Origin of the sequence: Nesterenkonia sandarakina (assembly GCF_013410215.1) — a bacterium.
Lineage (GTDB): Bacteria > Actinomycetota > Actinomycetes > Actinomycetales > Micrococcaceae > Nesterenkonia > Nesterenkonia sandarakina.
This window is the reverse complement of the sequence record NZ_JACCFQ010000001.1, coordinates 1,042,448-1,062,675: the sequence shown is the minus strand read 5'-3', so window position 1 is coordinate 1,062,675 and position 20,228 is coordinate 1,042,448. Positions and strand designations below refer to the sequence as shown.

The 20,228-nt window shown below is 67.9% G+C and carries 21 protein-coding genes; 14 read left to right on the top strand and 7 right to left on the bottom strand.

What is annotated here, in order from left to right:
- Positions 1 to 3: 3 nt before the first annotated feature.
- From dctP to HNR11_RS05010, 3 genes are read right to left on the bottom strand one after another with little or no spacing between them, the layout of a single operon-like run.
- A complete protein-coding gene (dctP, locus tag HNR11_RS05020; RefSeq protein WP_179441389.1) occupies positions 4 to 1,116 on the bottom strand; it encodes a TRAP transporter substrate-binding protein DctP in 1,113 nt (370 codons plus the stop codon).
- 5 nt (positions 1,117 to 1,121) lie between these two features.
- Positions 1,122 to 1,919: a carbon-nitrogen hydrolase family protein gene (locus HNR11_RS05015; RefSeq protein WP_179441388.1), complete on the bottom strand. Its 798-nt coding sequence runs from the start codon at positions 1,917 to 1,919 to the stop codon at positions 1,122 to 1,124.
- A 5-nt stretch (positions 1,920 to 1,924) separates the two neighbouring features.
- On the bottom strand, positions 1,925 to 2,686 hold the full coding sequence (locus HNR11_RS05010; protein WP_179441387.1) for an HpcH/HpaI aldolase family protein: 762 nt from the start codon (positions 2,684 to 2,686) through the stop codon (positions 1,925 to 1,927).
- 123 nt (positions 2,687 to 2,809) lie between these two features.
- On the opposite strand from HNR11_RS05010, the gene HNR11_RS05005 reads away from it, so the two are divergent.
- The gene (locus HNR11_RS05005; protein WP_179441386.1) at positions 2,810 to 3,484 is read left to right on the top strand and encodes an FCD domain-containing protein; all 675 of its coding nucleotides are present in this window, start codon (positions 2,810 to 2,812) and stop codon (positions 3,482 to 3,484) included.
- Positions 3,485 to 3,500: 16 nt separating this feature from the next.
- On the opposite strand, the gene HNR11_RS05000 is transcribed toward HNR11_RS05005, so the two are convergent.
- A complete protein-coding gene (locus tag HNR11_RS05000) occupies positions 3,501 to 4,640 on the bottom strand; it encodes a phosphotransferase enzyme family protein (protein ID WP_179441385.1) in 1,140 nt (379 codons plus the stop codon).
- Positions 4,641 to 4,923: 283 nt separating this feature from the next.
- Here HNR11_RS05000 and HNR11_RS04995 point away from each other — a divergent pair, with 283 nt between their 5' ends.
- Both HNR11_RS04995 and HNR11_RS04990 read left to right on the top strand, forming a co-directional pair.
- Positions 4,924 to 6,267: an aspartate aminotransferase family protein gene (locus HNR11_RS04995; protein ID WP_179441384.1), complete on the top strand. Its 1,344-nt coding sequence runs from the start codon at positions 4,924 to 4,926 to the stop codon at positions 6,265 to 6,267.
- A gap of 28 nt (positions 6,268 to 6,295) precedes the next feature.
- Positions 6,296 to 7,048 (top strand): GntR family transcriptional regulator, encoded by a 753-nt coding sequence (locus HNR11_RS04990; RefSeq protein ID WP_179441383.1) that lies wholly within the window; start codon positions 6,296 to 6,298, stop codon positions 7,046 to 7,048.
- Position 7,049: 1 nt separating this feature from the next.
- On the opposite strand, the gene HNR11_RS04985 is transcribed toward HNR11_RS04990, so the two are convergent.
- Positions 7,050 to 7,763, bottom strand: a complete 714-nt coding sequence (locus HNR11_RS04985; protein WP_179441382.1) for a dienelactone hydrolase family protein — start codon at positions 7,761 to 7,763, stop codon at positions 7,050 to 7,052.
- Positions 7,764 to 8,010: 247 nt separating this feature from the next.
- On the opposite strand from HNR11_RS04985, the gene HNR11_RS04980 reads away from it, so the two are divergent.
- The 8 genes from HNR11_RS04980 to HNR11_RS04945 are packed head-to-tail and all read left to right on the top strand — an operon-like array spanning position 8,011 to position 15,548.
- Entirely contained in the window at positions 8,011 to 8,292 is a 282-nt protein-coding gene (locus tag HNR11_RS04980; protein ID WP_179441381.1) for a hypothetical protein, read from the top strand.
- A complete protein-coding gene (locus HNR11_RS04975) occupies positions 8,289 to 8,627 on the top strand; it encodes a monovalent cation/H(+) antiporter subunit G (RefSeq protein WP_179441380.1) in 339 nt (112 codons plus the stop codon). Before HNR11_RS04980 ends, HNR11_RS04975 begins: the two co-directional genes overlap by 4 nt.
- Entirely contained in the window at positions 8,624 to 9,562 is a 939-nt protein-coding gene (locus HNR11_RS14245; protein WP_179441379.1) for a hydrogenase subunit MbhD domain-containing protein, read from the top strand. The genes HNR11_RS04975 and HNR11_RS14245 overlap by 4 nt, the downstream gene beginning before the upstream one ends.
- Complete coding sequence (locus HNR11_RS04965; protein ID WP_246310321.1) at positions 9,559 to 9,966, top strand: NADH-quinone oxidoreductase subunit K; 408 nt, start codon at positions 9,559 to 9,561, stop codon at positions 9,964 to 9,966. Before HNR11_RS14245 ends, HNR11_RS04965 begins: the two co-directional genes overlap by 4 nt.
- Positions 9,963 to 11,624, top strand: coding sequence for a complex I subunit 5 family protein (locus HNR11_RS04960; RefSeq protein WP_179441378.1), 1,662 nt, complete (start codon positions 9,963 to 9,965; stop codon positions 11,622 to 11,624). Before HNR11_RS04965 ends, HNR11_RS04960 begins: the two co-directional genes overlap by 4 nt.
- A complete protein-coding gene (locus HNR11_RS04955) occupies positions 11,618 to 13,180 on the top strand; it encodes a complex I subunit 5 family protein (RefSeq protein ID WP_179441377.1) in 1,563 nt (520 codons plus the stop codon). Before HNR11_RS04960 ends, HNR11_RS04955 begins: the two co-directional genes overlap by 7 nt.
- Entirely contained in the window at positions 13,180 to 15,009 is a 1,830-nt protein-coding gene (locus HNR11_RS04950) for a complex I subunit 5 family protein (protein WP_179441376.1), read from the top strand. Before HNR11_RS04955 ends, HNR11_RS04950 begins: the two co-directional genes overlap by 1 nt.
- The gene (locus HNR11_RS04945) at positions 15,006 to 15,548 is read left to right on the top strand and encodes a Na+/H+ antiporter subunit E (protein ID WP_179441375.1); all 543 of its coding nucleotides are present in this window, start codon (positions 15,006 to 15,008) and stop codon (positions 15,546 to 15,548) included. The genes HNR11_RS04950 and HNR11_RS04945 overlap by 4 nt, the downstream gene beginning before the upstream one ends.
- Positions 15,549 to 15,582: 34 nt before the next feature.
- Here the strand turns inward: HNR11_RS04945 and HNR11_RS04940 are convergent, their stop codons facing one another.
- Positions 15,583 to 15,945 (bottom strand): hypothetical protein, encoded by a 363-nt coding sequence (locus HNR11_RS04940; RefSeq protein ID WP_179441374.1) that lies wholly within the window; start codon positions 15,943 to 15,945, stop codon positions 15,583 to 15,585.
- 134 nt (positions 15,946 to 16,079) lie between these two features.
- Here HNR11_RS04940 and HNR11_RS04935 point away from each other — a divergent pair, with 134 nt between their 5' ends.
- Complete coding sequence (locus HNR11_RS04935) at positions 16,080 to 16,310, top strand: hypothetical protein (RefSeq protein ID WP_179441373.1); 231 nt, start codon at positions 16,080 to 16,082, stop codon at positions 16,308 to 16,310.
- Between the two features lie 6 nt (positions 16,311 to 16,316).
- Here HNR11_RS04935 and HNR11_RS04930 read toward each other — a convergent pair whose 3' ends face one another.
- Positions 16,317 to 17,534 carry an ROK family protein gene (locus HNR11_RS04930; protein WP_179441372.1) on the bottom strand — a complete coding sequence of 406 codons (1,218 nt, stop codon included), beginning with the start codon at positions 17,532 to 17,534 and terminating at the stop codon, positions 16,317 to 16,319.
- A 107-nt stretch (positions 17,535 to 17,641) separates the two neighbouring features.
- Between HNR11_RS04930 and HNR11_RS04925 the strand changes: the two genes are divergently transcribed.
- Together HNR11_RS04925 and HNR11_RS04920 are read left to right on the top strand one after the other, a co-directional pair.
- Complete coding sequence (locus HNR11_RS04925) at positions 17,642 to 19,162, top strand: sugar ABC transporter ATP-binding protein (protein ID WP_179441371.1); 1,521 nt, start codon at positions 17,642 to 17,644, stop codon at positions 19,160 to 19,162.
- The gene (locus tag HNR11_RS04920; RefSeq protein ID WP_179441370.1) at positions 19,159 to 20,220 is read left to right on the top strand and encodes an ABC transporter permease; all 1,062 of its coding nucleotides are present in this window, start codon (positions 19,159 to 19,161) and stop codon (positions 20,218 to 20,220) included. Before HNR11_RS04925 ends, HNR11_RS04920 begins: the two co-directional genes overlap by 4 nt.
- The last annotated feature ends 8 nt before the right edge of the window (positions 20,221 to 20,228 follow it).

Genomic DNA, 20,228 nt, shown 5'->3' with positions numbered 1-20,228 from the left:
ACGTCACTCGCCCATGCAGGCGACCAGCGGGTCCGAGTAGTCGGAGCTCTCCGTGGTCTCGTCGATGAACCGGCGGTAGTCCTCAAGCACGGATTCCGCCTCTCCGCCCTGATCAGACACCCAGGCCTCGGCGATGCCGGCCTCTTCCTGCCATGCCGTCACGTCTTCCTCGGAGAAGCTGGAGAACTCGGTTCCTGAGTTCTGCAGCTCCTCGCAGGCCTGGCTGCCCAGGGTGTCGAGTTCATCCAGCCCGTAGCCCACTGCGTTCTCACTCGCGGTACGCAGTGCCTCCTGATAGGCCTCGGGCATGGATTCGACCAACTCGGCATTGACCACCACGACCGAGGAGGCGTAAGAGCCGACTCCCGGCTCCAAGATCTGTGAGGTGCTCTCAGAGAGCCCGAAGGTCGAGAGATTCGCGATGCCCAAAGAGGTGTAGCCGTCGATGACGCCTCGTTCCATGGACTCATAGACGTCGGTGGCGGTCATGCTCACCGGGTTGGCCCCCACACTGATCATGGCTTCAGAGACCACCCCGCCGGAACGGATGCTCAGACCCGAGAGGTCATCGGGGGTCTGAGCAGCCTCGTTGAGTCCCACCACGGCGATGCCGATCGGCAGCGGGAAGAGCTGCTGCACGCCCTGCTGCTCGAAGTCACCGCGGTAGGCGTCGTTCTCCTGGTAGAGCTGATCCAGGGCGACCATCTGCGCCTCTGGGTTATCGGTCTCGAAGGGCAGCTCGGAGACGGTGTACATCGGCAGATCCGAGGCGGCGTAGAGCGAACCGACCTGTGCCATGTCCGCGCGACCATCGATGGTGGCCTGCAGCGACTCCTCCGCACCCACGAGGCTCTCGGAATAGTGGAAATCGACCGTGACACCACCCTCGGTGAGCTCTTCGACCTCCTCGGCCCAGCGCTGCACCGTGAGCGACTGATCGGAGGTGTCGTTGGAGTAGGTCGTATAGGTCAACGTGAAGGTCTCCTCCGTGGAGCCTTCCCCTCCCCCATCACCTCCGCCACAGGCGGAGAGCCCCAGAATGCCGACCGCGCCGATCGCGGCGCTGCGCCACAGGACGCTGGAGGTGGGACGTGTGCCGTTGCGAGTGTTATTCATGTGACTCATCCATTCATCGGTGCGACGCGATAGCGGCGCAGTGACAGTGCGGGATTGGACAGACGGACAGCTTCCAGACGCTCCTGCGAGAGCTCCGCGAGCGCGAGGTCTTCGGATTCCCCGACGCTTGCGAGCGTGTTGCCCATCGGGTCGAGGATGGCGCTGTTTCCGGCACCAGTGGGCGCGGCCTGATCGGCAGCCAGCACGTAGATGGTGTTCTCGATGGCGCGGGCCCGGATCAAGGTGTTCCAGTGGAACTCCTTGAGCGGCCCTGGAACCCATTCGGCAGGCAGCGCCACGACATCGGCCCCAGCGTCTACCAGGGTCCTGGTCACTTCCGGGAAACGCAGGTCGTAACAGGTCTGCATGCCCACGGTGAAGCCGCCCACGGACATCAGCTGGGGCGCCTGCAGCGCACCGGCGAGCACCCGGTCCGACTCCTTATAGCCGAAGGCGTCGTAGAGGTGGGTCTTGCGATAGACCGCTGCGATCTCCCCGCCCTGGAGACCCACGAGGGTGTTGTAGATCCGGCCGTCCTGGGCGGTCTCGTTGATCCCCGCGACCAGAGTGACGCCCAGCTCCTGAGAGATCTCTCTCAGCCGGGTGACTGCCGGCCCGTCCAGCGACTCGGCACTCTCGACGAATCGGTCGTCCATCGTGGGCACCGTGAAGATCGCGTATTCCGGCAGCACGATCAGTGCGGCGTCCTGGTCTGCGGCTCGACGGATCAGTTTTTCCATCGAGGCGAGGTTGACGTCCTTGTCCGCGCCCGGGGTGAACTGGGCGATCGCTGTCTTCAACATGGCGCTCACTCTCCCGCCTGCGCCTGGATCTCGCGCAGCGCCGCGCTGGCGCCGGAGAGACCCGTCAACAGGGCTCCGTACTGCATGGTGGCGATGATCACGTGTGCGTTCTTCTCTACGGCCAGCTTCTGCTCCGCTGGGCTCCACGCGGGGAGGATCCACGGCTTGCCCGCCGCGTTTGCGGCATCGGCCAGGTAGGCGATATCCGTCAGGTCGTCCTCGCCGGCGGTGTAGGCGCCGCGGTCTCGCCGCAGCGAGAGGTCGGAGGGTCCGATGAAGATCCCGTCCACCGAGTCCAGCGCCAGGATCTGTTCGATGTCCGCGAAGGCGGAGGCGTCTTCGATCATGGGATAGCACCGGGTGCCGGAGTCCTGCTCGGCGACCCAGGCGTCGTCGAAGCCTCGGTAGTCCGAGACTCTGCCGCCGGCGAAGGAGCGATCACCCAGTGGTGGGAATTTGGCGTAGCCGCAGACCTGTTCGGCATGTGCCACGGACTCCACATGTGGGATGGCCACGGCGTTGGCTCCCAGGTCGAGAGCCTGTTGAATCGCTTCTCGCTGCGGGCCCAAGACCTTGACGATCACTTCCATGCCCTTGGCTCGGATGAAGGGCAGCAGCCAGTTGAGTGCGGCGAGATCAAAGGAGCCGTGCTCGACGTCGAGCACGACCGTGTCGTATCCGGCCAGCGCGGCGACCTCCACCGTGGAGGCTGATGGCTCGGAGAGCCAGACCCCGTGAAGTCCAGCCTCCTGTGTGTGTCGATTCATCCGGTTCCTTCCGCAGTGGGGTTCTCAATAGTCCTGAAGCTCTAATACACCACGTGCATGTTTCTTGTGTGTTGCTTGTATACAAAAAGAGTGCAACATGTGGAACTACGTTAGACTGAGTGTGTGCCATCACACAAGAGAAACGACCACGATTCCTCAAAAACCTTGCCGAGCGCCCGGGATCGGGCGTATTCCTGGATCGCCTCGGCGATCCTCTCCGGCGACGTCGCGGAGGGACAGTTCCTCGATGAGGTGACGCTCGCCCGCGAGGTCGGCACCTCGAGGACCCCTGTGCGCGAGGCTCTGCACCGGCTCCAGGCCGAGAAGTACGTCGACCTGGTGCCCCGTCGCGGCGCCCAGGTGCGGGTGATGACCTCCCGTGAACTGCGCGAGATCTACCAGGCCCGGTTCGTCGTCGAGTCCGACGCCATCGCGAAGATCTGTCGCCGCCGCAAGGGTCCGCCTCCGGGCATGGCCCAGCTGCTCGACGATATGGAGGAGGCCGGGCGCCGGGAGCAGTGGCGCAGCTTCGCCCAGATGGATCAGATGCTGCACCTGAACCTGGTCCGCCACCAGGGCAACTCGGTGCTCGCGGAGATGTATGAATCCCTGGGTCCGCGGCATACCCGCCTGGCCGTGCGCACCCTGGTGGAGGCCACCGAACGCCTGGGGCTGATCGAGAGGGAACACCGCGAGTTGCTCGCGGCATTGCAGGACCACGACGCCGAACGGGCCATCGAGGTGCTCCGCCGGCACCTGCGGGAGATCCCGGAGATCGTCGAAGCCTTCACCGGCTGACCTGCCCCGGCGCGGGTCAGCTCAGCAGCCAGGAGGGGGACTCGAGATAGCGCTGCGCCACCTCCACGGACCCCGGGAGCTGTGCGTCCCAGATCTCTGGAGGCAGAGCGTCACGACGATGGGTGGTGGTCCAGCCCAGCATCGTCAATCGGCGCAGCATGCTCAGCGCGCAGGCGAAGCGTAGATCCTCGGCGGTGAGCTCGCGGACGCTTCGATACCCGATGATCCATTCACGGGCGATCTGCCCGGCGTAGGGCTCATGCTCGATGAAGGACAGCGCCGAAGCGAAGTCATAGAGGAACCAGCCGTAGCCACAGTCGTCGAAGTCGATCACGGTGAGCCGGTCCTGGTGCATCATGATGTTTGAGGGCCTCAGGTCCGCGTGAATCAGACCCCAGCCCTGATGCGTGGGAGCACCGAGCTGCACCTGCTTCACAGCGGCTGCCTCGGCGGCTTGGAGGATCTGGTGCTGCTGGGGCTGCATCGGGGCGGCTCGCCAGTCACCCCATCGGCTGGACCGCCCGATCATGTCCTGGACCCTCCATTGGAAGCGGTCGAAGCCCAGGGGCGGCTGCCAGTTCTCAGCGTGACGGTGGAACTCCGCAGTGGCTCGCCCGATCCGTCGATAGTACGAGGACGGATCAGGCAGGACATCGATGATGTCCTCGAGCACCGCGCCCTGGACGAAAGCGAACGCGACCATGTGCCAGGGCGCCTCCCCCGCCGGGGCGCCGTCGGCGGAGCCCCGGTTGAAGGTGTGCAGCAGCTCGCCGTCCGCCCGTGGGACCACGTCGGGGACGCTGATGTCCACGTCTTCCCCCAGCGACCGCACCCACTGCAGCTCGGACCTGATCTGGGCGGGATCTACATACCCAGGCCGATGAACCCGCAGCACGGCATGGGGGTGGGCATCGACCTCGACTCGGAAGGTCGCATTCTCGGAGACCGCGATCAGGGCGAGCCGGGTCCGCTCCGGATCGAGGCCCCAGGCGCTGGTGACCTCACGGGTCAGCCAGTCTGGGGCGGGCTCTCCTCGACCCAGCGTGGCGAAGGCGGTGAACGGCTCGACGGCGACCGCCTGGTCCGCGAGTCGCATCGGCGGCTCTGCGGCGGGTGTGATCGCGACGGGGGGCGTGATGGTGGTGTTCTTCTGCAAGGGATTCTCCTCGAATGCGGGCGAGGAGGGCTGGGTGCCGGTCCCACTGTGCCACGCCGCTGCCTCCAGGAGCACTGAAGAAGCGAGAATGTGGGAGAGGTTTAACAGGCCATTCATGCGGCCCCCTGCGCGTAACGAACCATTCACCCCCGCCGTGTTCTCTGTAACGCCCCGGAAACCTGCCGACGGGGCAGGTGTCGGGACGGGCTGAGACGATGGATCCACCACGACGAATCGGAGGGCTGGGTGCCTCCCGTGCCGGCATCGATCTTGAAGGACTCTCATGGCCCTGCGTTCCACCATCATGGACAACAACAGTTTCCGCGCGGAGCATGCCGCGGACCTTGATCCGCAGACCCGCAGACTCACCGAACGGCGGGACGATGTGCTGGGTGGCTCCTATCGCCTGTTCTACCGCCGGCCGGTCCACCTGGTCCGCGGCGAGGGCCAGTACCTCTGGGACGCCGAGGGCCAGAAGTACCTGGACATGTACAACAATGTCGCGTCGATCGGGCACGCCCACCCTGCGGTGGCCCAGGCCGTGAACGCGCAGATGCTGCGGCTGAACACCCATACCCGGTATCTGCACGAACGGATCCTGGACTACACCGATGACCTTCTTGCCACGCTGCCTGAGTACCTCGACGCCGGGGACTTCAAGGCCATGTACATGTGCACCGGCTCAGAGGCCAATGATCTCGCCCTGCGGGTCGCCAAGGCCCACACCGGGGGCACCGGACTGATCGCGACCACCGAGGCGTATCACGGCAACTCCGAACTCAGCTCCTTGGTCTCTCCTGCCCTGGGCAGCGGGCAGCCCATCGGTGAACACGTCTGGCTGCTTCCAGCACCAGACAGGTATCGGACCGGGGTGGCGGAGATCGGATCCTGGTTCGCGGAGAAGGTCCGCGCCGCGATCGCCGATATGGAGTCCAAGGGCGTGAAGTTCGCGGGCTTCATCGCAGATTCGATCTTCTCCTCCGACGGCGTGCTTCCGGGGAGCTACCTCAAGGAAGCTGTCGACGTGGTCCATTCTTCCGGAGGAGTGTTCATCGCCGACGAGGTCCAACCAGGCTTCGCTCGCACCGGGGACCAATTCTGGGGCTTCGCGGCTCACGCAGTGACTCCGGACATGATCACCACCGGCAAACCGATGGGCAACGGGATCCCGGTCTCAGGGCTGTTCGCCAAGGCTGATGTCCTCGCGTCGTTCAGCGACACGGTGCCCTACTTCAACACCTTCGGAGGAAACCCGGTGTCCATGGCGGCCGCCCAGGCCGTGTTGGAAGTGATCCGCCAGGAGGGACTGCAGGAGCACGCCCGAGATCTCGGCGCAGCGGCGCTCACACGATTCACCCAGCTCGGCGAGACCCACCAGTCGGTAGGAGATGTCCGGGGTGCGGGACTCTTCATCGGCTTCGAGCTGGTCAAGGACCGCGCGACCAAGGAACCCGATCGCGGGCTCGCGCTGAACCTGCTCGAAGAGCTGCGTCAGCGTGGCGTCCTGACCTCGGTGGCCGGCCCGCACGGCAATGTGCTGAAGCTGCGCCCACCGCTGCCGTTCACCCACACCGACATCGACTGGGCCTCAGAAGCCCTGGACGCCTCCCTCAAGGCTCTGAGCTGAGACCGGCCATGCCCTTCGAGCTGAGCCGATGAGCCGATCCCCGGAGGACCCGGCACCCACCGAGGTGGTCTATCTCAACCTGCTGAGGCTGCTGCGAGACGGACGGTTCCGACCCGGTGAGCGCCTGGGCACCGAGCGTGGCCTCGCGGAGCAGCTTCAGGTCCCGCGCAGCGCCCTGCGTCGCGCGCTGGACCGGCTGGAGACCGAGCATCAGGTCCGGCGGGCTTTGGGCCAGTCCGGCGGGGTCTTCGCCGACGACGGGAAGATCCAACGCCATCTCAACACGGTTCAGGGAGTTCCTGACATGGTCCGTCACCAGGGACTCATCGTGCAGACCCAGCTCCTGCGCGCGGAGATCTCACAGCCGTTCCCCGAAGAGCAGCGCGCACTGCAGCTTCCCGGGACTGCCCCGGTCCTGCGCATCACACGGGTGCGCCGTGCCGGCAGCGCGACCTGGTCGCTGGACACCTCAGTGCTGCCGGCCCGTCGCTTCCCCGGACTGCTGGCCGCTGATCTGACCGGCTCCCTCTACGCACTGCTGACTCAGGACCACGGTCTGCTGGTGGACCGGGCGGAGGAGACGGTGGAGGCGACGACGGCGACCGCAGAACAGTCAGCGCTCCTGCAGATCTCCGAGGGAGCTGGACTGCTGGAGATCCACCGGATCACCTACGACGACGGTGACAACCCGGTGGAGTACGCTCGCGACTTCTTCCGCGCTGACCGCACCCGGCTGCATATGCAGAAGGTCAGCACGAACTGGAAGCGCGCCCAGCACTGAGTCAGGCCACCTTCTCCTTGAGGAACGTCACGGCACGGTCCCAGGCGAGCTTGGCCCGCTGCGGGTCGTAGGTGCCGATGGCGTTGGTGTCGTTGTGGAAGGCGTGGCCGGCGTCGTAGTAGAAGTAGCTGACCTCCGCGCCGGACTCCGCCCGGATCGCCTCTTCCTGCTCGCGGGCCTGCTCCACGGGGTAGCTCTCATCGTGCTCGGCGTAGTGTCCCTGCACCGCTGCGGTGATCCCGGCGTAGCTCTCCGGCACGCCCTGGCCGACCCCGTAGAACGGCACGGCCGCGGAGACCTTGTCCCCCTGCTGCGCGGCCATGGCCAGCACGAAGCCCCCGCCCATGCAGAATCCGATGGCACCGACAGTGGCGGAGCTGACCGCGTCCAGCCCGAGCAGGTGATCGGTGGCTCCGGCGAGCATCCGGGCACCCTCCTCGGCGGGCAGCTTCGACATCATCTCCTGGGCCTCGGCGCCGTCATGGGTGATCGACCCGCCGTAGAGATCCGGGGCCAGGGCCACGAAGCCCGCGGCGGCGAGGCGGTCGGTGACGTCCTTGATGTGATCGGTGAGGCCCCACCATTCCTGGATCACGATCACTGCGGGCCCGGAGCCGCTCGCCGGAAGAGCCAGGTAGCCGTGACCGGTCTGGGCCTGCGCGTCGGCGCCGGCGAGCGAGAAGGTGATGTTCTGGTGTGGAGTCTGTTCACTCATGCTCTGACTCTAGCGAAGTCCACGTTCCGGGGAGCGCCCCATGGCGCGGACCCCGCGGTGGTCACGTCTGGGACCGCCCGGCCGAGGGGTGAGCGGCTGATCAGTCAGCCGGGATTGAGAGACCGAGCACAGAGGCCCTGGGAATGTCCTGGCCGCGGCGCTCGGATCGCTAGGCTGGTGGGGGTCACGAGCTCCCCTCCAGGACGGGCGTGGCCAGAGACGCGACCCCGGCAGAGAAGGAGCGGTGATGATCCAGGCAGTGCTGCTCGCCGTGTTCGCCGTGCTGCTGGGCAACTACGTCCTGGCTCTCGCAGTCTTCTCCCGGCGCGGCCTCTCCGGGAACTGGCTGCTGGTGGTCCTGCTCACCGGCACCACCGGTGCCGCGCTGGCGGCGGTGCTCGCAGTGCTCTCCGAGGGTGGCTCCCGGTATCTCGATGTGGCCCTGGTGCTCACCGGCACGGCCGCTGTGGCTGCTGCGGTGCGCGCCGGACTGCCCAGGCCGTCCGCGCGCGCGGAGGGGCCGAGATGAGCGGGCTGACTCCGTGGTTGGCGCTGACTCTGATCCTGCTCGGGACCTTCTTCTTCACCGTGGGCACCTTGGGACTGATCCGTTTCCCCGATCTGCGCAGCCGCCTGCATGCACTCACCAAGGCTGACAACCTGGGCCTGGGCCTGGTGCTCGGCGGCGTCGCGCTGCTGCTGGGCAGCTGGACCGCCGCCGGCGTGCTGATGATGACCTGGGTGTTGGCTCTGGCTGCGGCGTCCGTCTCAGCCCATGTGCTCGGCGGACTCGACGCCGGCCCGGAGCGCTCGACGCCGGATCCGGACCCCGCGACCTCAGGCTCCCCGGAGCCCACCCCGTGACCGGCGGGGTGCCAGCGGCGGATCTGGTGCTCGGCGCGGGGCTGATCGCCTCGGTGCTGTGCACCGTGCTTCCGCGGTCGCGAACCGCTCAGTCCATGGGACTGCTGGGTCTGGGCGTGCTGGCCACGCTGGCGTGGCTGCGGCTTGGCAGCGTGGATGTGGCGCTGGCCGAGGCCGGCATCGGAGGTGGGATCCTCGCCGCGCTGCTGGTCTGGGTGTCCGTGAGCTCTCCGACCGCGCCCGCCCCCGACGGTGCGAGCGCGCCCCGGTGGCCCTGGCTGCGACCAGCGATGGGCACGCTCTGCGCCATCACCCTGACCCTCATCGCCGGCGCTGTCTGGCTGCGCGCCGAACAGTCGCTGCCCGCCTGGGAGGCCGCGCTCACCGAGGGCATGGACCTCACCGGGGTGGAGCATGAGATCACCGGGGTGCTGCTGGTGTTCCGGTTCTACGACACGCTGCTGGAATCAGCGGTGCTGATGCTCACTGCGGTCGCCGTGCTCAGCCTGGGCCGGGGCGAGGCCGGCCCGCACCTCGGGCTCCCCGCGACAGCCGCCCCGCCGGTCCCTGCGAGCCTGCACTGGCTGATGCGAGTCTTCGCCCCGGTGCTCTTCCTGGCCGGGCTGTGGCTGCTCTTCGCCGGCAGCACCGACTCCGGCGGCGCGTTCCAGTCCGGGGCGGTGCTCTGCGCGGTGCTGATCCTCCTGCGCAGCGCCCACGTGCCGCTGGCGAAGCTCACCGTGGGATGGCTGCGCCCGTTGCTGGTCGCCGGCGTCCTCGCGTTCAGCCTCACGGCCCTGGCGCATCTGGAGGCGCCGTTCTCCTTCCCGGTGCTGCTCACAGTGGAGATCCTCTTGACGCTGGGGATCGCGGCCGGGCTCTACGCGATCTACCTGTCCCTGGAGAATCCGACGCAGCCGGAGGTGAGCACATGAGGACCGACGGGCTGGACCTCGGGCTGCACGCTGCCGGCAGCCCCGCACTCGGCATGCTGGAGCTCAGCCAGGTGCAGTGGTATCTGTTGCTCGGCACCGGGATCGCGGTGATCGGGCTGGTCCGGATGCTGCTCACCAGCGATCTTGTGGCCCGCCTGATCGCGCTGAACGTCACCGGCATCGGTTCGTTGATGATCATCATGGCCCTGGCGGCCCGCGCCGCGGAGCCCGAGGGCCCGGTCAGTGACGGTGCCGCCGCCGGCATTGATCCGGTGCTCTCGGCGCTGGTGATCACGGGACTGGTCATCACCGTGGCCTTCACCGGGTTGGGAGCGGTCCTGATCCGTCGGATCGAGGGCTCAAGGGACGGCGGCGACGCCCCGGACGGGGAGGTTCAGCGATGACCGCTCCGCTGAACCTGGCGCCGTTCTGTCTGGCCGCGGTGGTGCTGATTCCGCTGCTGGCCAGCGCGCTGAGCGTGCTGCTGGGCTCCCGCGCGCGGCGGGTCCTGGGTGTGGTCACCTCGGTGGCGGTGCTTGGACTCAGCGCGCCGATCCTGGTCCACGTCAGCTCCGGGCGGATGCTCCAGCTGGCCCTGGGCGGCTTCGATCCCCCGCTGGGCATCACCCTGCGTGCGGACGGTCTCTCCGCGGTGTTCCTGGCGATGACCACGGTGATCGGGACGGTGCTCAGCTGCTACGCAGCCGCGCGTCCCGCGGCCACCGGGACACACCGTGCGGCGCTGCCCGGCGTCACGGACCCAGACGGCACCGCCGCAGCGCCGGGGCCTGCGAGCGCGGCGACCGACAGAGGGTGGCGCCCCGGACACGCCGGGTTCTGGCCGCTGTGGCTGGGCTGCTGGGCCGGGCTCAACGCCGTGTTCCTCTCCGGTGACCTGTTCAACACCTATGTCGGGCTGGAACTGGTGGGTCTCACTGCGGTGGCGCTGGTGGCCCTGGGCGGTCGCGAGGCCTGGCCCGCAGCGCTGCGCTACCTCTTCATCGCGGTGCTGGGCTCGCTGCTCTTCCTGATCGGAGTGGCGCTGATCTACTCGGTGACCGGCACCCTGGACATCATCGCCTCGGGTCAGAGCATCGCGGAGCTCGCCGCCGAGGACGACGCCGACCTCGCCGCCGTCGTGCTGGCGATGTGCCTGATCAGCCTGGGGCTGGCGCTGAAGATCGCCCTGGTGCCGCTGCATCGATGGCTGATCCCGGCGCACTCCGCGGCGCCCAGCGCGGTCTCCCCGCTGCTCTCGGCGCTGGTGATCAAGGCGGCGCTGTTCGTGCTGCTGCGCAGCTGGCTGTGGGTGGCCGGGCCGCTGCCGGAGCTCACCGCCCTGGCGTGGGTGCTGGCCGGGATGGGCACCGCCGCGGTGCTGCTGGGCTCGGTGATGGCCCTGCGGCAGAGCCGACTCAAGCCGCTGATCGCCTATTCCACCGTGGCCCAGGTCGGCTATTGGTTCCTGCTGCTGCCGCTGCTGCTAGACCCGAGCTCCAGCGCGCTGGAGGCTCAGACCACCCTGGATGACGGCGCCGTGCTGGCGGGCGCACTGAGCGGGACCGTTGCCCTTGCCCTGGGACACGGGGTGGCGAAGTCCAGCCTCTTTCTCTGCGCAGGACACCTCAAAGACCGCTACGGCACCGATGAGATCGCGCAGCTGCGCGGCGCCGGGCGGGCGCATCCGATGCTGGTGATGAGCATGGGGCTCAGCGCGGTGGGCCTGATCGGGCTGCCGCTCTCGCTCGGGTTCTCCGGAAAGTGGCTGCTGGCCACCTCCGCCGTGGCCGCGGGAGACTACTGGATCCTGCTGGTCCTGGTGGCCGGGACGCTGTTCAGCGCCGCCTACCTGCTCAAGGCCGTGGCCCCGCTGCTGGTGATGAGCGAAGACGACCAGACGGCGCTCGCCCTGCCCCAGGCCAGGACCGCGCAGCACGTGGCCGAGGCCAGCACCACCGGGAAGGCGCAGCTGGCACCCTTCGTGCTGGGGCTGCTCACCGTGCTCACCGGCTTTCTCGGCGTCTGGCTCAGCGACATCCTGGAGGTGGGCGCCCCATGGTGACCTGGCTCGAACAGATCCCGGCGGAGCTGCTTCCCGCCATCCCGGTGGTGATGGTGCTGCTCTCGCTGACCGCCGCCGTCGCGATCTTCCCGCTGCCGGAGAACAGTGTGCGACTGCGTGCCGGGATCAACCTCACCGCCGCGGTGGTCAAGGTGCTGCTGATCATCGCCCTGGTCCCGGCGGTGGTCGCCGACGGCGCCCGGCCGGAGTTCACGGCACCCTTCCTGCCCGGCATCGACCTGGTGCTGCGGGTGGATCCGCTGGCGCTGTTCTTCGCCGGACTCTCCGCGCTGCTGTGGCTGTTGACCACCATCTACGCGCTGGGGTACCTGCGCGGGTCGAAGAACAAGAGCCGGTTCTTCGGGTTCTTCAGTCTCTGTGTCACCGCCACAGTGGGCATCTCCTTCTCCGGGAACCTGATCACGTTCCTGGTGTTCTACGAGCTGCTCACCGTGGTGACCTACCCGTTGGTGGCGCACTGGGGAACGCCTGCCTCGTTGCGGGCGGCCCGGATCTACCTGCGCTACGCGCTCGGCGGGGGGCTCGCCGTGCTCGTCGGAGTGGTCTGGCTGACCATGTATGTGGGCCCGGTGGACTTCGCCGACGGCGGCGCCGAGGGGGTCGCCGAGCTGGTGGGTTCGAACCCGGTGCCCGCGCTGCTGATCTTCGTGCTGCTCGTGGGCGGACTCGGGGTCAAGGCGGCGCTGTTCCCGCTGCACGGCTGGCTGCCGCTGGCCATGGTCGCTCCTGCCCCCGTCTCAGCCCTGCTGCACGCGGTGGCAGTGGTCAAGGCCGGTGTCTTCGGGATCGTGCGGGTGCTCCACGACGTCTTCGGGGTCGACGCCGCCGCGCAGCTGGGGGTGCTGACCCCGCTGCTGATCCTCGCGGCGTTCACCATCCTCTACGGGTCCTATCAGGCGCTGCGCCAGCAGGAGATCAAGAAGCGGCTCGCCTATTCCACGGTCTCCCAGGTCAGCTATGTGGTGCTCGGAGTTGCGATGGTCAACGTGCTCGCCACCACCGGCGGGGTGGTGCACCTGGTGCACCAGGGACTGATGAAGGTGACCCTGTTCTTCTGCGCAGGGCTCTTCGCGGAGGTGATCCGGGCCCATACGGTGACTCAGCTGCGCGGGGCCGGACGGCGGATGCCGCTGACCTCGACGGCGTTCACCGTGGGCGCCTTGGGGATGATCGGACTGCCCCCGACTGCTGGGTTCATCTCCAAATGGCAGCTGGGCACCGGCGCGATGGCCTCGGAACATCCCTGGGTGCTGTGGGTCCTGGTGGGCTCCTCGCTGCTGAATGCGGCGTATTTCCTGCCGGTGGTCTACGCGCTGTGGTTCGTCGACCCGGAGGAGGTGGACCCGGAGACGCTGCTCAGCGGTGACTCTGAGACCGCAGACTCAGCTGACCCGCTGCGTGTGCGTGAGCCCAAGAGCCTGCTGATCCCGGCGCTGAGCACCGCAGTGCTGACGCTCTTGGTCGGGATCGGGGCCTCGCTGGCCTTCGCCCCGCTGCAGATCGCGCGGTTCATCGCCGAGGGGGTGCTGGGCTGATGCTCACCTCACCCTCCCTGCTGATCACCGTGACCCTGCTGACCCCGCTGGTGCTGGTGCTGGGACTGGGACTCAGCGGACTGCTGTCCCCGCTGCGGGCATTCAGGATGCGACGTCGGCTCACCGTGCTGGCTCCGCTGGCTGTGGTTCCCGCAGTGCTGCTGGCGGTGCTGGCGGGCCCTGGCACAGCGGCGGCGAGCCTGGAGGTGCCGTGGCTGCTCTTCGGTGCATATTTCGCGGTGGACCTCTACGCCAGACCGCTGCTGCTGATCGCCGCGCTGCTCTATGGCGCTGCCCTGCTGGCGATCAGCTGGATCAAGCTGCGCGACACCGAGCGCGGCTCGGGCGCGCTCTCAGCGTTCCTGCTGCTCAGCTTCACCGGCAACATCGGGACCTACCTGGCTGCCGACGTCGCCAGCTTCTACCTGAGCTTCGCGCTGATGAGCTTCTCTGCGGCGGGGCTGGTGATTCATTACCGGACCGCGGCGGCGCAGCGGGCCACCAAGGTGTATCTGGTGATGTCGGTGCTCTCCGAGACCGCCATCCTGGCCGCCCTGATCCTGGTGACCTCCGCCGGGGGCTTCCTGCTCGCCGATGCTGGGCAGGCCGCCGGCTCCGCGCACACCGGTCTGATCCAGGGGCTGCTGATCTTCGGCTTCGGGGTCAAGGCCGGCACCATCCCGCTGCATGTCTGGCTGCCCCTGGCTCATCCCGCCGCGCCCCCGGCGGCCTCCGCGGTGCTCTCCGGGGCGATGGTCAAGGCCGGGCTGATCGGCTGGCTGCGGTTCCTGCCCGAGGGAGCCACCGCCGGTGCGGTGCTGCTGGCCCTGGCGCTGGCAGGTGCCTTCGCCGCCGTCGTGCTGGGGGTCCTGCAGCGGGACCCGAAGGTGATCCTGGCCTATTCGACGATCTCGCAGATGGGGTTCATCACCGTGCTCATCGCCGTAGGGCTGATGCTCCCCGAGCTGCAGCCGGCGACGTCGGCCGCTGCGGTGGTCTACGCGATCCATCATGGCCTGGCCAAGGGCGCGCTGTTCCTCGGGGTTCCGGTGGTCAAGCACTACGCCCGGGGCAGGACCGGGGTCCTGGTGCTGCTCGGGATGCTCGGCGCGGGACTGGCGGTGGCGGGCGCCCCGTTGACCTCTGGGGCCTTCGGGAAGTACGTCTCCAAGGAGGCGGTCAGCGGGATCGAGGTGCTCGGCGTGGGGCTGGACACGCTGCTTCCGCTGGTCGCGACCGGCTCCACCCTGCTGCTGCTGCGTTTCGCGGTGGTCCTCTTCAGGACAGAGGGCGATCCACGCCGTCGCGCGGATGGGGAGCTGTACTCCTGGCTGGGTGTCTGCGCGGCCGGGATCCTGGTGCCGTGGCTGATCGGCGCCCGGTGGGTCACCGATCCGGTGCAGGCCGAGGGCGTCGCGGTGCCCAGCTGGGAGCCGAGCACGCTGTGGGACGCGACCTGGCCGATTCTGCTGGGCGTGCTGCTAGCGGCGCTGACCTGGGCAGCGGCCCGGCGTGAGTGGCTGCCGGACCGGCTCACCGACGCTGAGACGGCCGTGATTCCACCGGGTGACCTGTTGCTGGCGGAGGAGTCGTTGCTGCGTCGCGCTCGGAGAGACGGCGGCCGGACGCTGGATGGGGCGCACCGACTCACCACCGCCGCGGCGCAGCGGTGGGGCACAGCCTTCTCCGCCGCGGCGCAGCGCGGAAGGCGCGGGGTCTCCTGGACTGAGGCCCGTCTGAGCGGATGGGAGTCCACCGGCCTGGTGCTGGTGGTGCTGCTGACGGTGGTCACCGCGGCCACGATGCTGTTGGTGGGGAGAAGCTCATGAACCGTTTCGTGGTGGCCGGGGTGCTGCGTGCGCTGCTTCTCGGGCTGCTCTGGTGGGCGCTCTCCGGAGGGGGCGCGGACTACGTGATCTACGGGGTGATTTCTGTGGCGCTGGCCACGGCGCTGAGCCTGGTGCTGCTCCCGCCCTCCTCAGCGCGCTCTCCGCGAGAGTGGCCGCGTCGCTGGGGTGCCATCGTGGTGCTGCTCGGCTGGTTCCTGGGACAGTCGGTGATCGGCGGGCTCGACGTGGCGCGCCGGGCGCTCTCCCGCCCCATCGACGTCGAGCCCTGTGTGGTGGTGGCGCCCTTCGAGCTGGAACCTGGTCAGGCCCGGCAGCTCGCACTGGCGCTGATGAACCTGATGCCCGGATCCATGGTGCAGCAGGTGATCGACGCCGAGGGTGAACCGGCGGACCACACCGCGGAGGGACCGGTCAGCACGCCGGTGGCGGTGCAGCTGCATACACTCTCCGCGCAGCTGGATCCGGCAAGCCAGTGGGCGCGGCTGCAGCGCCGGGTCGGCGCCGCCTTCGGGCTGTAAGCCCCTGCCGACGCCGGTCTTCACCGCGGGCGGGTCAGCGCTGGCCGGGACCGAGCGGCGAGTCTGCGGCGGCAGGCTGTGCCGCCGGGTGCCCGCGCTGCCCATGCTGTCCCCGTGCCACCCGTCGGTTATGCAGGACGTTCATGATCATCGCCGGCAGGAAGGCAGGCAGCAGCAGAAGCAGGCCGGCGTAGCCGAGCGTCGAGATCCAGCCGGCGACTCCCAGGAGCAGCAGCCCGATGGCCGCGGCTCGTACCGCGTAGATCCGACGCGGGTGGCGCGCCGGACGGCCCCAGAGCTGGGGGATGCGTTCGCTGGGATTGGCCTGGCTGACCATGCGGAACGAGATCGTGAACAATACCGCGCCGATGATCAAGCTGAGAGTTGGAAGAAGCACATCCATTTCTCCATGACATCGGCTGAGGTCTCAGCCGTCAATCCTGATGAGCGGTTTTCTGTTTCATTGTCCAGGGCTCCGGTAGCGTAGAGAACTGCGTCACAATCCGATTCTCCGAGAATGAGGCTGAACACATGGCACGTCGCAGAAACATCATCAATGCGCTGCTGTTCTTCGCCCCGATCGGGATCGTGCTCTCCGCCATTCCACAGGCTCCGGACTACACGGCGACGATCGGCTGGGGGCTCGCCCTGGTGATGCTGGGCGCCGCCCTGGTTCTGGCGCTGCGCAACGCCCAGGAGCAGCGCGCCCAGGCACAGCGTGACGGGGAGTCCGAGCACACGGTGACCTCAGGGTCGACCTGAAACAGATCAGCCGATCAGGCGGTTAACGTTCTCGACCGAGAGCCCGTGACCAGTCACCAGCGCTGAGGCGCCGAGCACTCCGGCGCGCGCGGTGGTCTGGCTGGCCACGATGCGCAGATGCTGGGTGGCCAGGGGCAGCGATCGGGAGTAGACGGCTTCGCGGATGCCGGCCAGGAAATGCTCCCCGGCGGTGGAGACCACCCCGCCGATCACGATGACCGAGGGATTGAGCAGGTTCACGCAGCCGGCCAGCACCGATCCGACTTGCCGTCCGGCCTGGCGCACGGTGCGCAGGGCCTCCAGATCCCCGGAGCGCACCAGCTCCAACATCGCGGCATGGTTCGGCACGTCAAAGCCACGTTCCCGCAGCTGGGCCGCAATCGCCGGCCCGGAGGCCACCGCCTCCAGACAGCCCGAATTCCCACAGGTGCAGGGCGTCGCATCCCCGTCCGGGGTGGCGATATGCCCGAGATCCCCGGCCGCCCCCTGCGCGCCGTGCTGGAGTCGACCGTCGCTGATGATCCCGGAGCCGATCCCCGTGGCCACTTTCACGAACATCATGTTGGCCACCTGCGGATAGGCCACGGCGTGCTCTCCCAGGGCCATCGCGTTGACGTCGTTGTCCACCAGGATCGGCCCGGGGAACCAGCGGCGCAGATGTCCGGGGATGTCGAAATGATCCCATCCGGGCATGATCGGCGGGCTCATCGGCCGGCCGGTAGCGAACTCCACCGGTCCGGGCACACCCACCCCGACGCCCAGCAGGTCCTCCGGGCTGCGGCCGGCCTCCTGAAGCAGCTCCAGGCCGATTCTCCCCACCGCGTCGAGCACAGCCACCGGGCCCTGGGTGATGTCGAGCTCCTGCTGCCGCTCGCTGAGCACCCTGGTGGCCAGATCGGTCACGGCGATGCGGGCGTGGGTGCCCCCCAGATCCACCGCCAGCACGGAGCGGGCCAGGGGGTTGACGGTGAAGGTGCTCGGGGGACGACCGCCGGTGGAGGAGTTCTCACCCGCCGGCCGGATGAGCGCGGCATTCAGCAACTCTTCCACCCTGGCGGAGATCGTGGAGCGCGCAAATCCTGTCATAGCGGTCAGGTCAGACCGGGTCCGCGGCGTGCCGTCCCGAAACAGCTGGAACAGTGCGCCCGCGCTGTTGGGCAGGGTGTTCCCAGACGGCGCGGAGGCCACTGCGTTCTGCTCATCGATCACGGAGACGTAGGCCATGGATCAAGTAAACCACCCCCACTTCTGACTGCGGGAGTTTTAAAGTTTTTCACATTCCGGTCGACTTTTGATTGACACCCGACAGAAGTGCGCTCACTATTGTGATCATGGTCACACAAAATGCTGGGTCGGAGCTCCTGCGCATGCGGGGCATCAGCAAGCACTTCCCCGGTGCCAAGGCCCTCGACGGCGTGGACCTGGACATCCGCCCCGGCGAGGTGCACTGCCTGCTGGGCCAGAACGGTGCCGGGAAGTCCACGCTGATCAAGGTGCTCTCCGGGGCCCACCAGCCCACCGGGGGTGAGATCTCCTGGAAGGGCGAGCCGGTCAGCATCGACAGCACCATGGCGGCCCTGCGGCTGGGCATCGCCACGATGTATCAGGAGCTCGACGTCGTCGACGGGCTCAGCGTCGCCGAGAACGTGTTCCTCGGCCACGAGCTCAGCACCGGAGGCGTGCTGCGTCGATCCACCAGCCTGGAGCACACCCGTGATCTGCTCCGACGCCTGGGCCATCCGGAGATCCCCGCTCAGCGTGAGGTCGGACGGCTCTCCGCAGCCGGGAAACAGATCGTCTCAATGGCGCGGGCCCTCTCCCACGACGCCCAGCTGATCATCATGGACGAACCCTCCGCGGTCCTGGACCCGGAAGAGGTGGAGAACCTGTTCCGCGTGGTGCACACGCTGCGAGACCAGGGGGTTGCGGTGGTCTACATCTCACACCGCCTCGAAGAGATCCGGCGCATCGGTGATCGGATCACGGTGCTCAAGGATGGGCGCACCGTGGCCACCAGCCTCGAGGTCAGCGACACCCCGACCAGAGAACTCATCGCGCTGATGACCGGACACGAGGTCATCTCTGACTTCGGCGGTGCTGCGATCGGGCCCACAAGCGATCAGCCGCTGCTCGAAGTCGAGGGACTCAGCCTCCTGGGCGTCTTCGAACCGGTCTCCTTCGATGTCCGCCCGGGCGAGGTGGTCGGACTGGCGGGCCTGGTGGGTGCAGGCCGTTCAGAGATCCTGGAGACCATCTACGGGGCTCGCCGCGCCACCACCGGAGAGGTCCGGGTGAAAGGCAGGCGCCTGCGCCGCGGGTCCGTGCCGGACGCGGTGCAGCACGGGGTGGGCCTGGCCCCGGAGGAGCGCAAGAGCCAGGGACTGCTGCTGGATGAACCGATCTATCGCAACATCACCCTCTCCACCTTCGCCCGCTTCGGCAGATCCGGACTGCTCAACGAGCGTGCCGAACGCAGCGCGGCCCGCGCGCAGGCCCAGGCGCTGCACCTCTCCCCTGCCGATGTGCAGCGCAGCATCCGCACACTCTCCGGAGGCAACCAGCAGAAGGCGATGCTCGCCCGCTGGCTGGTCCACGGGTGCGAGGTGCTGCTGCTGGATGAGCCCACTCGCGGCGTCGACGTCGGCGCCCGGGCTGAGATCTATGGTCTGGTCCGCGAACTGAGCCGGCAGGGCACGGCGGTGCTGATGGTCTCCAGCGAGATCGAAGAGGTCCTGGGGCTCGCCGATCGAGTCCTGGTCGTCGCCGACGGCCGCGTGGTCCACACCGGATCCACCAAGGACATCAACGAACACCAGGTGCTTGATCTTGTGATGGAAGGAGCTCACGGATGAGTGAGACAACAGCAACAGGCTCCCCCGCCGGAACCTCTGCCGAGGAGGAGCTTCCGAGCCGAGACCTCAGCCCAGTGCAGGACAAGCCCAAGAGGACGGTCGCGGGGTCGAACCTCAGCCTGGGGCACAGCCTCGGACTGATCCTCGCCCTGACGGCCCTGATCGCCTTGGGCGTGATCACCGGCGGTGACCGCTTCCTCAGCGTCGCGAACCTGATGGTGATCCTGCAGCAGGCGGCCGTGATCGGGGTGATCAGCGTCGGTGTGACCTTCGTGATCACCTCCGGCGGAATCGACCTCTCGGTGGGATCCGTGATGGGACTCGCCACCATCTGGGCCACGACTCTGGGCACTCAGGCGATGGCCACCGACATCCACTGGTTCATCATGTTCTTCACCGCTCTGGCGGTGGGTGCCGCGGCGGGTCTGCTCAACGGGGTGATCATCGCCTACGGCAGAGTGGTCCCGTTCATCGCGACGCTTGCGATGCTGGTCGCCGCGCGCGGCTTCGCCGAGCTGATCTCCGGGCGGCAGACCCAGATCGTGACCGTCCAAGGCTTCACCAGCACCTTCCGCGGTGACCTGCTGGGCATCCCGATCATCGTCTGGATGTTCCTGATCGTCGCCGCCGCCGGCTGGTTCCTGCTGAACCGGACCACCTTCGGACGACGCACCATCGCGGTGGGCGGCAATCCCGAGGCCGCCCGACTGGCAGGCATCAAGGTCAAGCGCCACCTGGTGATGATCTACACGCTCGCCGGACTCTGCGCCGGCATCGGCGCGGTCATGATGATCAGCCGGACCACCTCAGGCTCTTCGACCCACGGCTACCTCTACGAGCTCGACGCGATCGCCGCCGTCGTTGTCGGTGGCACCCTGCTCGCCGGTGGCCGGGGCACCATCTTCGGCACCGTCCTGGGCGTCATGGTCTTCGCGGTGCTGCGCAACGTCTTCGTCCAGAACAACCTCGACTCTTCGGTCCAGGCAGTCGTCACCGGCGCCATCATCGTCGGCGCCGTGCTGCTGCAGCAGCGCTTCTCCAGCCACAGCCGAACGTGACCCCACAT

Coding starts and splice junctions, on each gene's coding strand:
- dctP (WP_179441389.1), bottom strand. CDS start 1,116: ATGAATAACACTCGCAACGGCACACGTCCCACCTCCAGCGTCCTGTGG.
- HNR11_RS05015 (WP_179441388.1), bottom strand. CDS start 1,919: ATGTTGAAGACAGCGATCGCCCAGTTCACCCCGGGCGCGGACAAGGAC.
- HNR11_RS05010 (WP_179441387.1), bottom strand. CDS start 2,686: ATGAATCGACACACACAGGAGGCTGGACTTCACGGGGTCTGGCTCTCC.
- HNR11_RS04995 (WP_179441384.1), top strand. CDS start 4,924: ATGGCCCTGCGTTCCACCATCATGGACAACAACAGTTTCCGCGCGGAG.
- HNR11_RS04990 (WP_179441383.1), top strand. CDS start 6,296: ATGAGCCGATCCCCGGAGGACCCGGCACCCACCGAGGTGGTCTATCTC.
- HNR11_RS04985 (WP_179441382.1), bottom strand. CDS start 7,763: ATGAGTGAACAGACTCCACACCAGAACATCACCTTCTCGCTCGCCGGC.
- HNR11_RS04980 (WP_179441381.1), top strand. CDS start 8,011: ATGATCCAGGCAGTGCTGCTCGCCGTGTTCGCCGTGCTGCTGGGCAAC.
- HNR11_RS04975 (WP_179441380.1), top strand. CDS start 8,289: ATGAGCGGGCTGACTCCGTGGTTGGCGCTGACTCTGATCCTGCTCGGG.
- HNR11_RS04965 (WP_246310321.1), top strand. CDS start 9,559: ATGAGGACCGACGGGCTGGACCTCGGGCTGCACGCTGCCGGCAGCCCC.
- HNR11_RS04960 (WP_179441378.1), top strand. CDS start 9,963: ATGACCGCTCCGCTGAACCTGGCGCCGTTCTGTCTGGCCGCGGTGGTG.
- HNR11_RS04955 (WP_179441377.1), top strand. CDS start 11,618: ATGGTGACCTGGCTCGAACAGATCCCGGCGGAGCTGCTTCCCGCCATC.
- HNR11_RS04950 (WP_179441376.1), top strand. CDS start 13,180: ATGCTCACCTCACCCTCCCTGCTGATCACCGTGACCCTGCTGACCCCG.
- HNR11_RS04945 (WP_179441375.1), top strand. CDS start 15,006: ATGAACCGTTTCGTGGTGGCCGGGGTGCTGCGTGCGCTGCTTCTCGGG.
- HNR11_RS04935 (WP_179441373.1), top strand. CDS start 16,080: ATGGCACGTCGCAGAAACATCATCAATGCGCTGCTGTTCTTCGCCCCG.
- HNR11_RS04930 (WP_179441372.1), bottom strand. CDS start 17,534: ATGGCCTACGTCTCCGTGATCGATGAGCAGAACGCAGTGGCCTCCGCG.
- HNR11_RS04925 (WP_179441371.1), top strand. CDS start 17,642: ATGGTCACACAAAATGCTGGGTCGGAGCTCCTGCGCATGCGGGGCATC.
- HNR11_RS04920 (WP_179441370.1), top strand. CDS start 19,159: ATGAGTGAGACAACAGCAACAGGCTCCCCCGCCGGAACCTCTGCCGAG.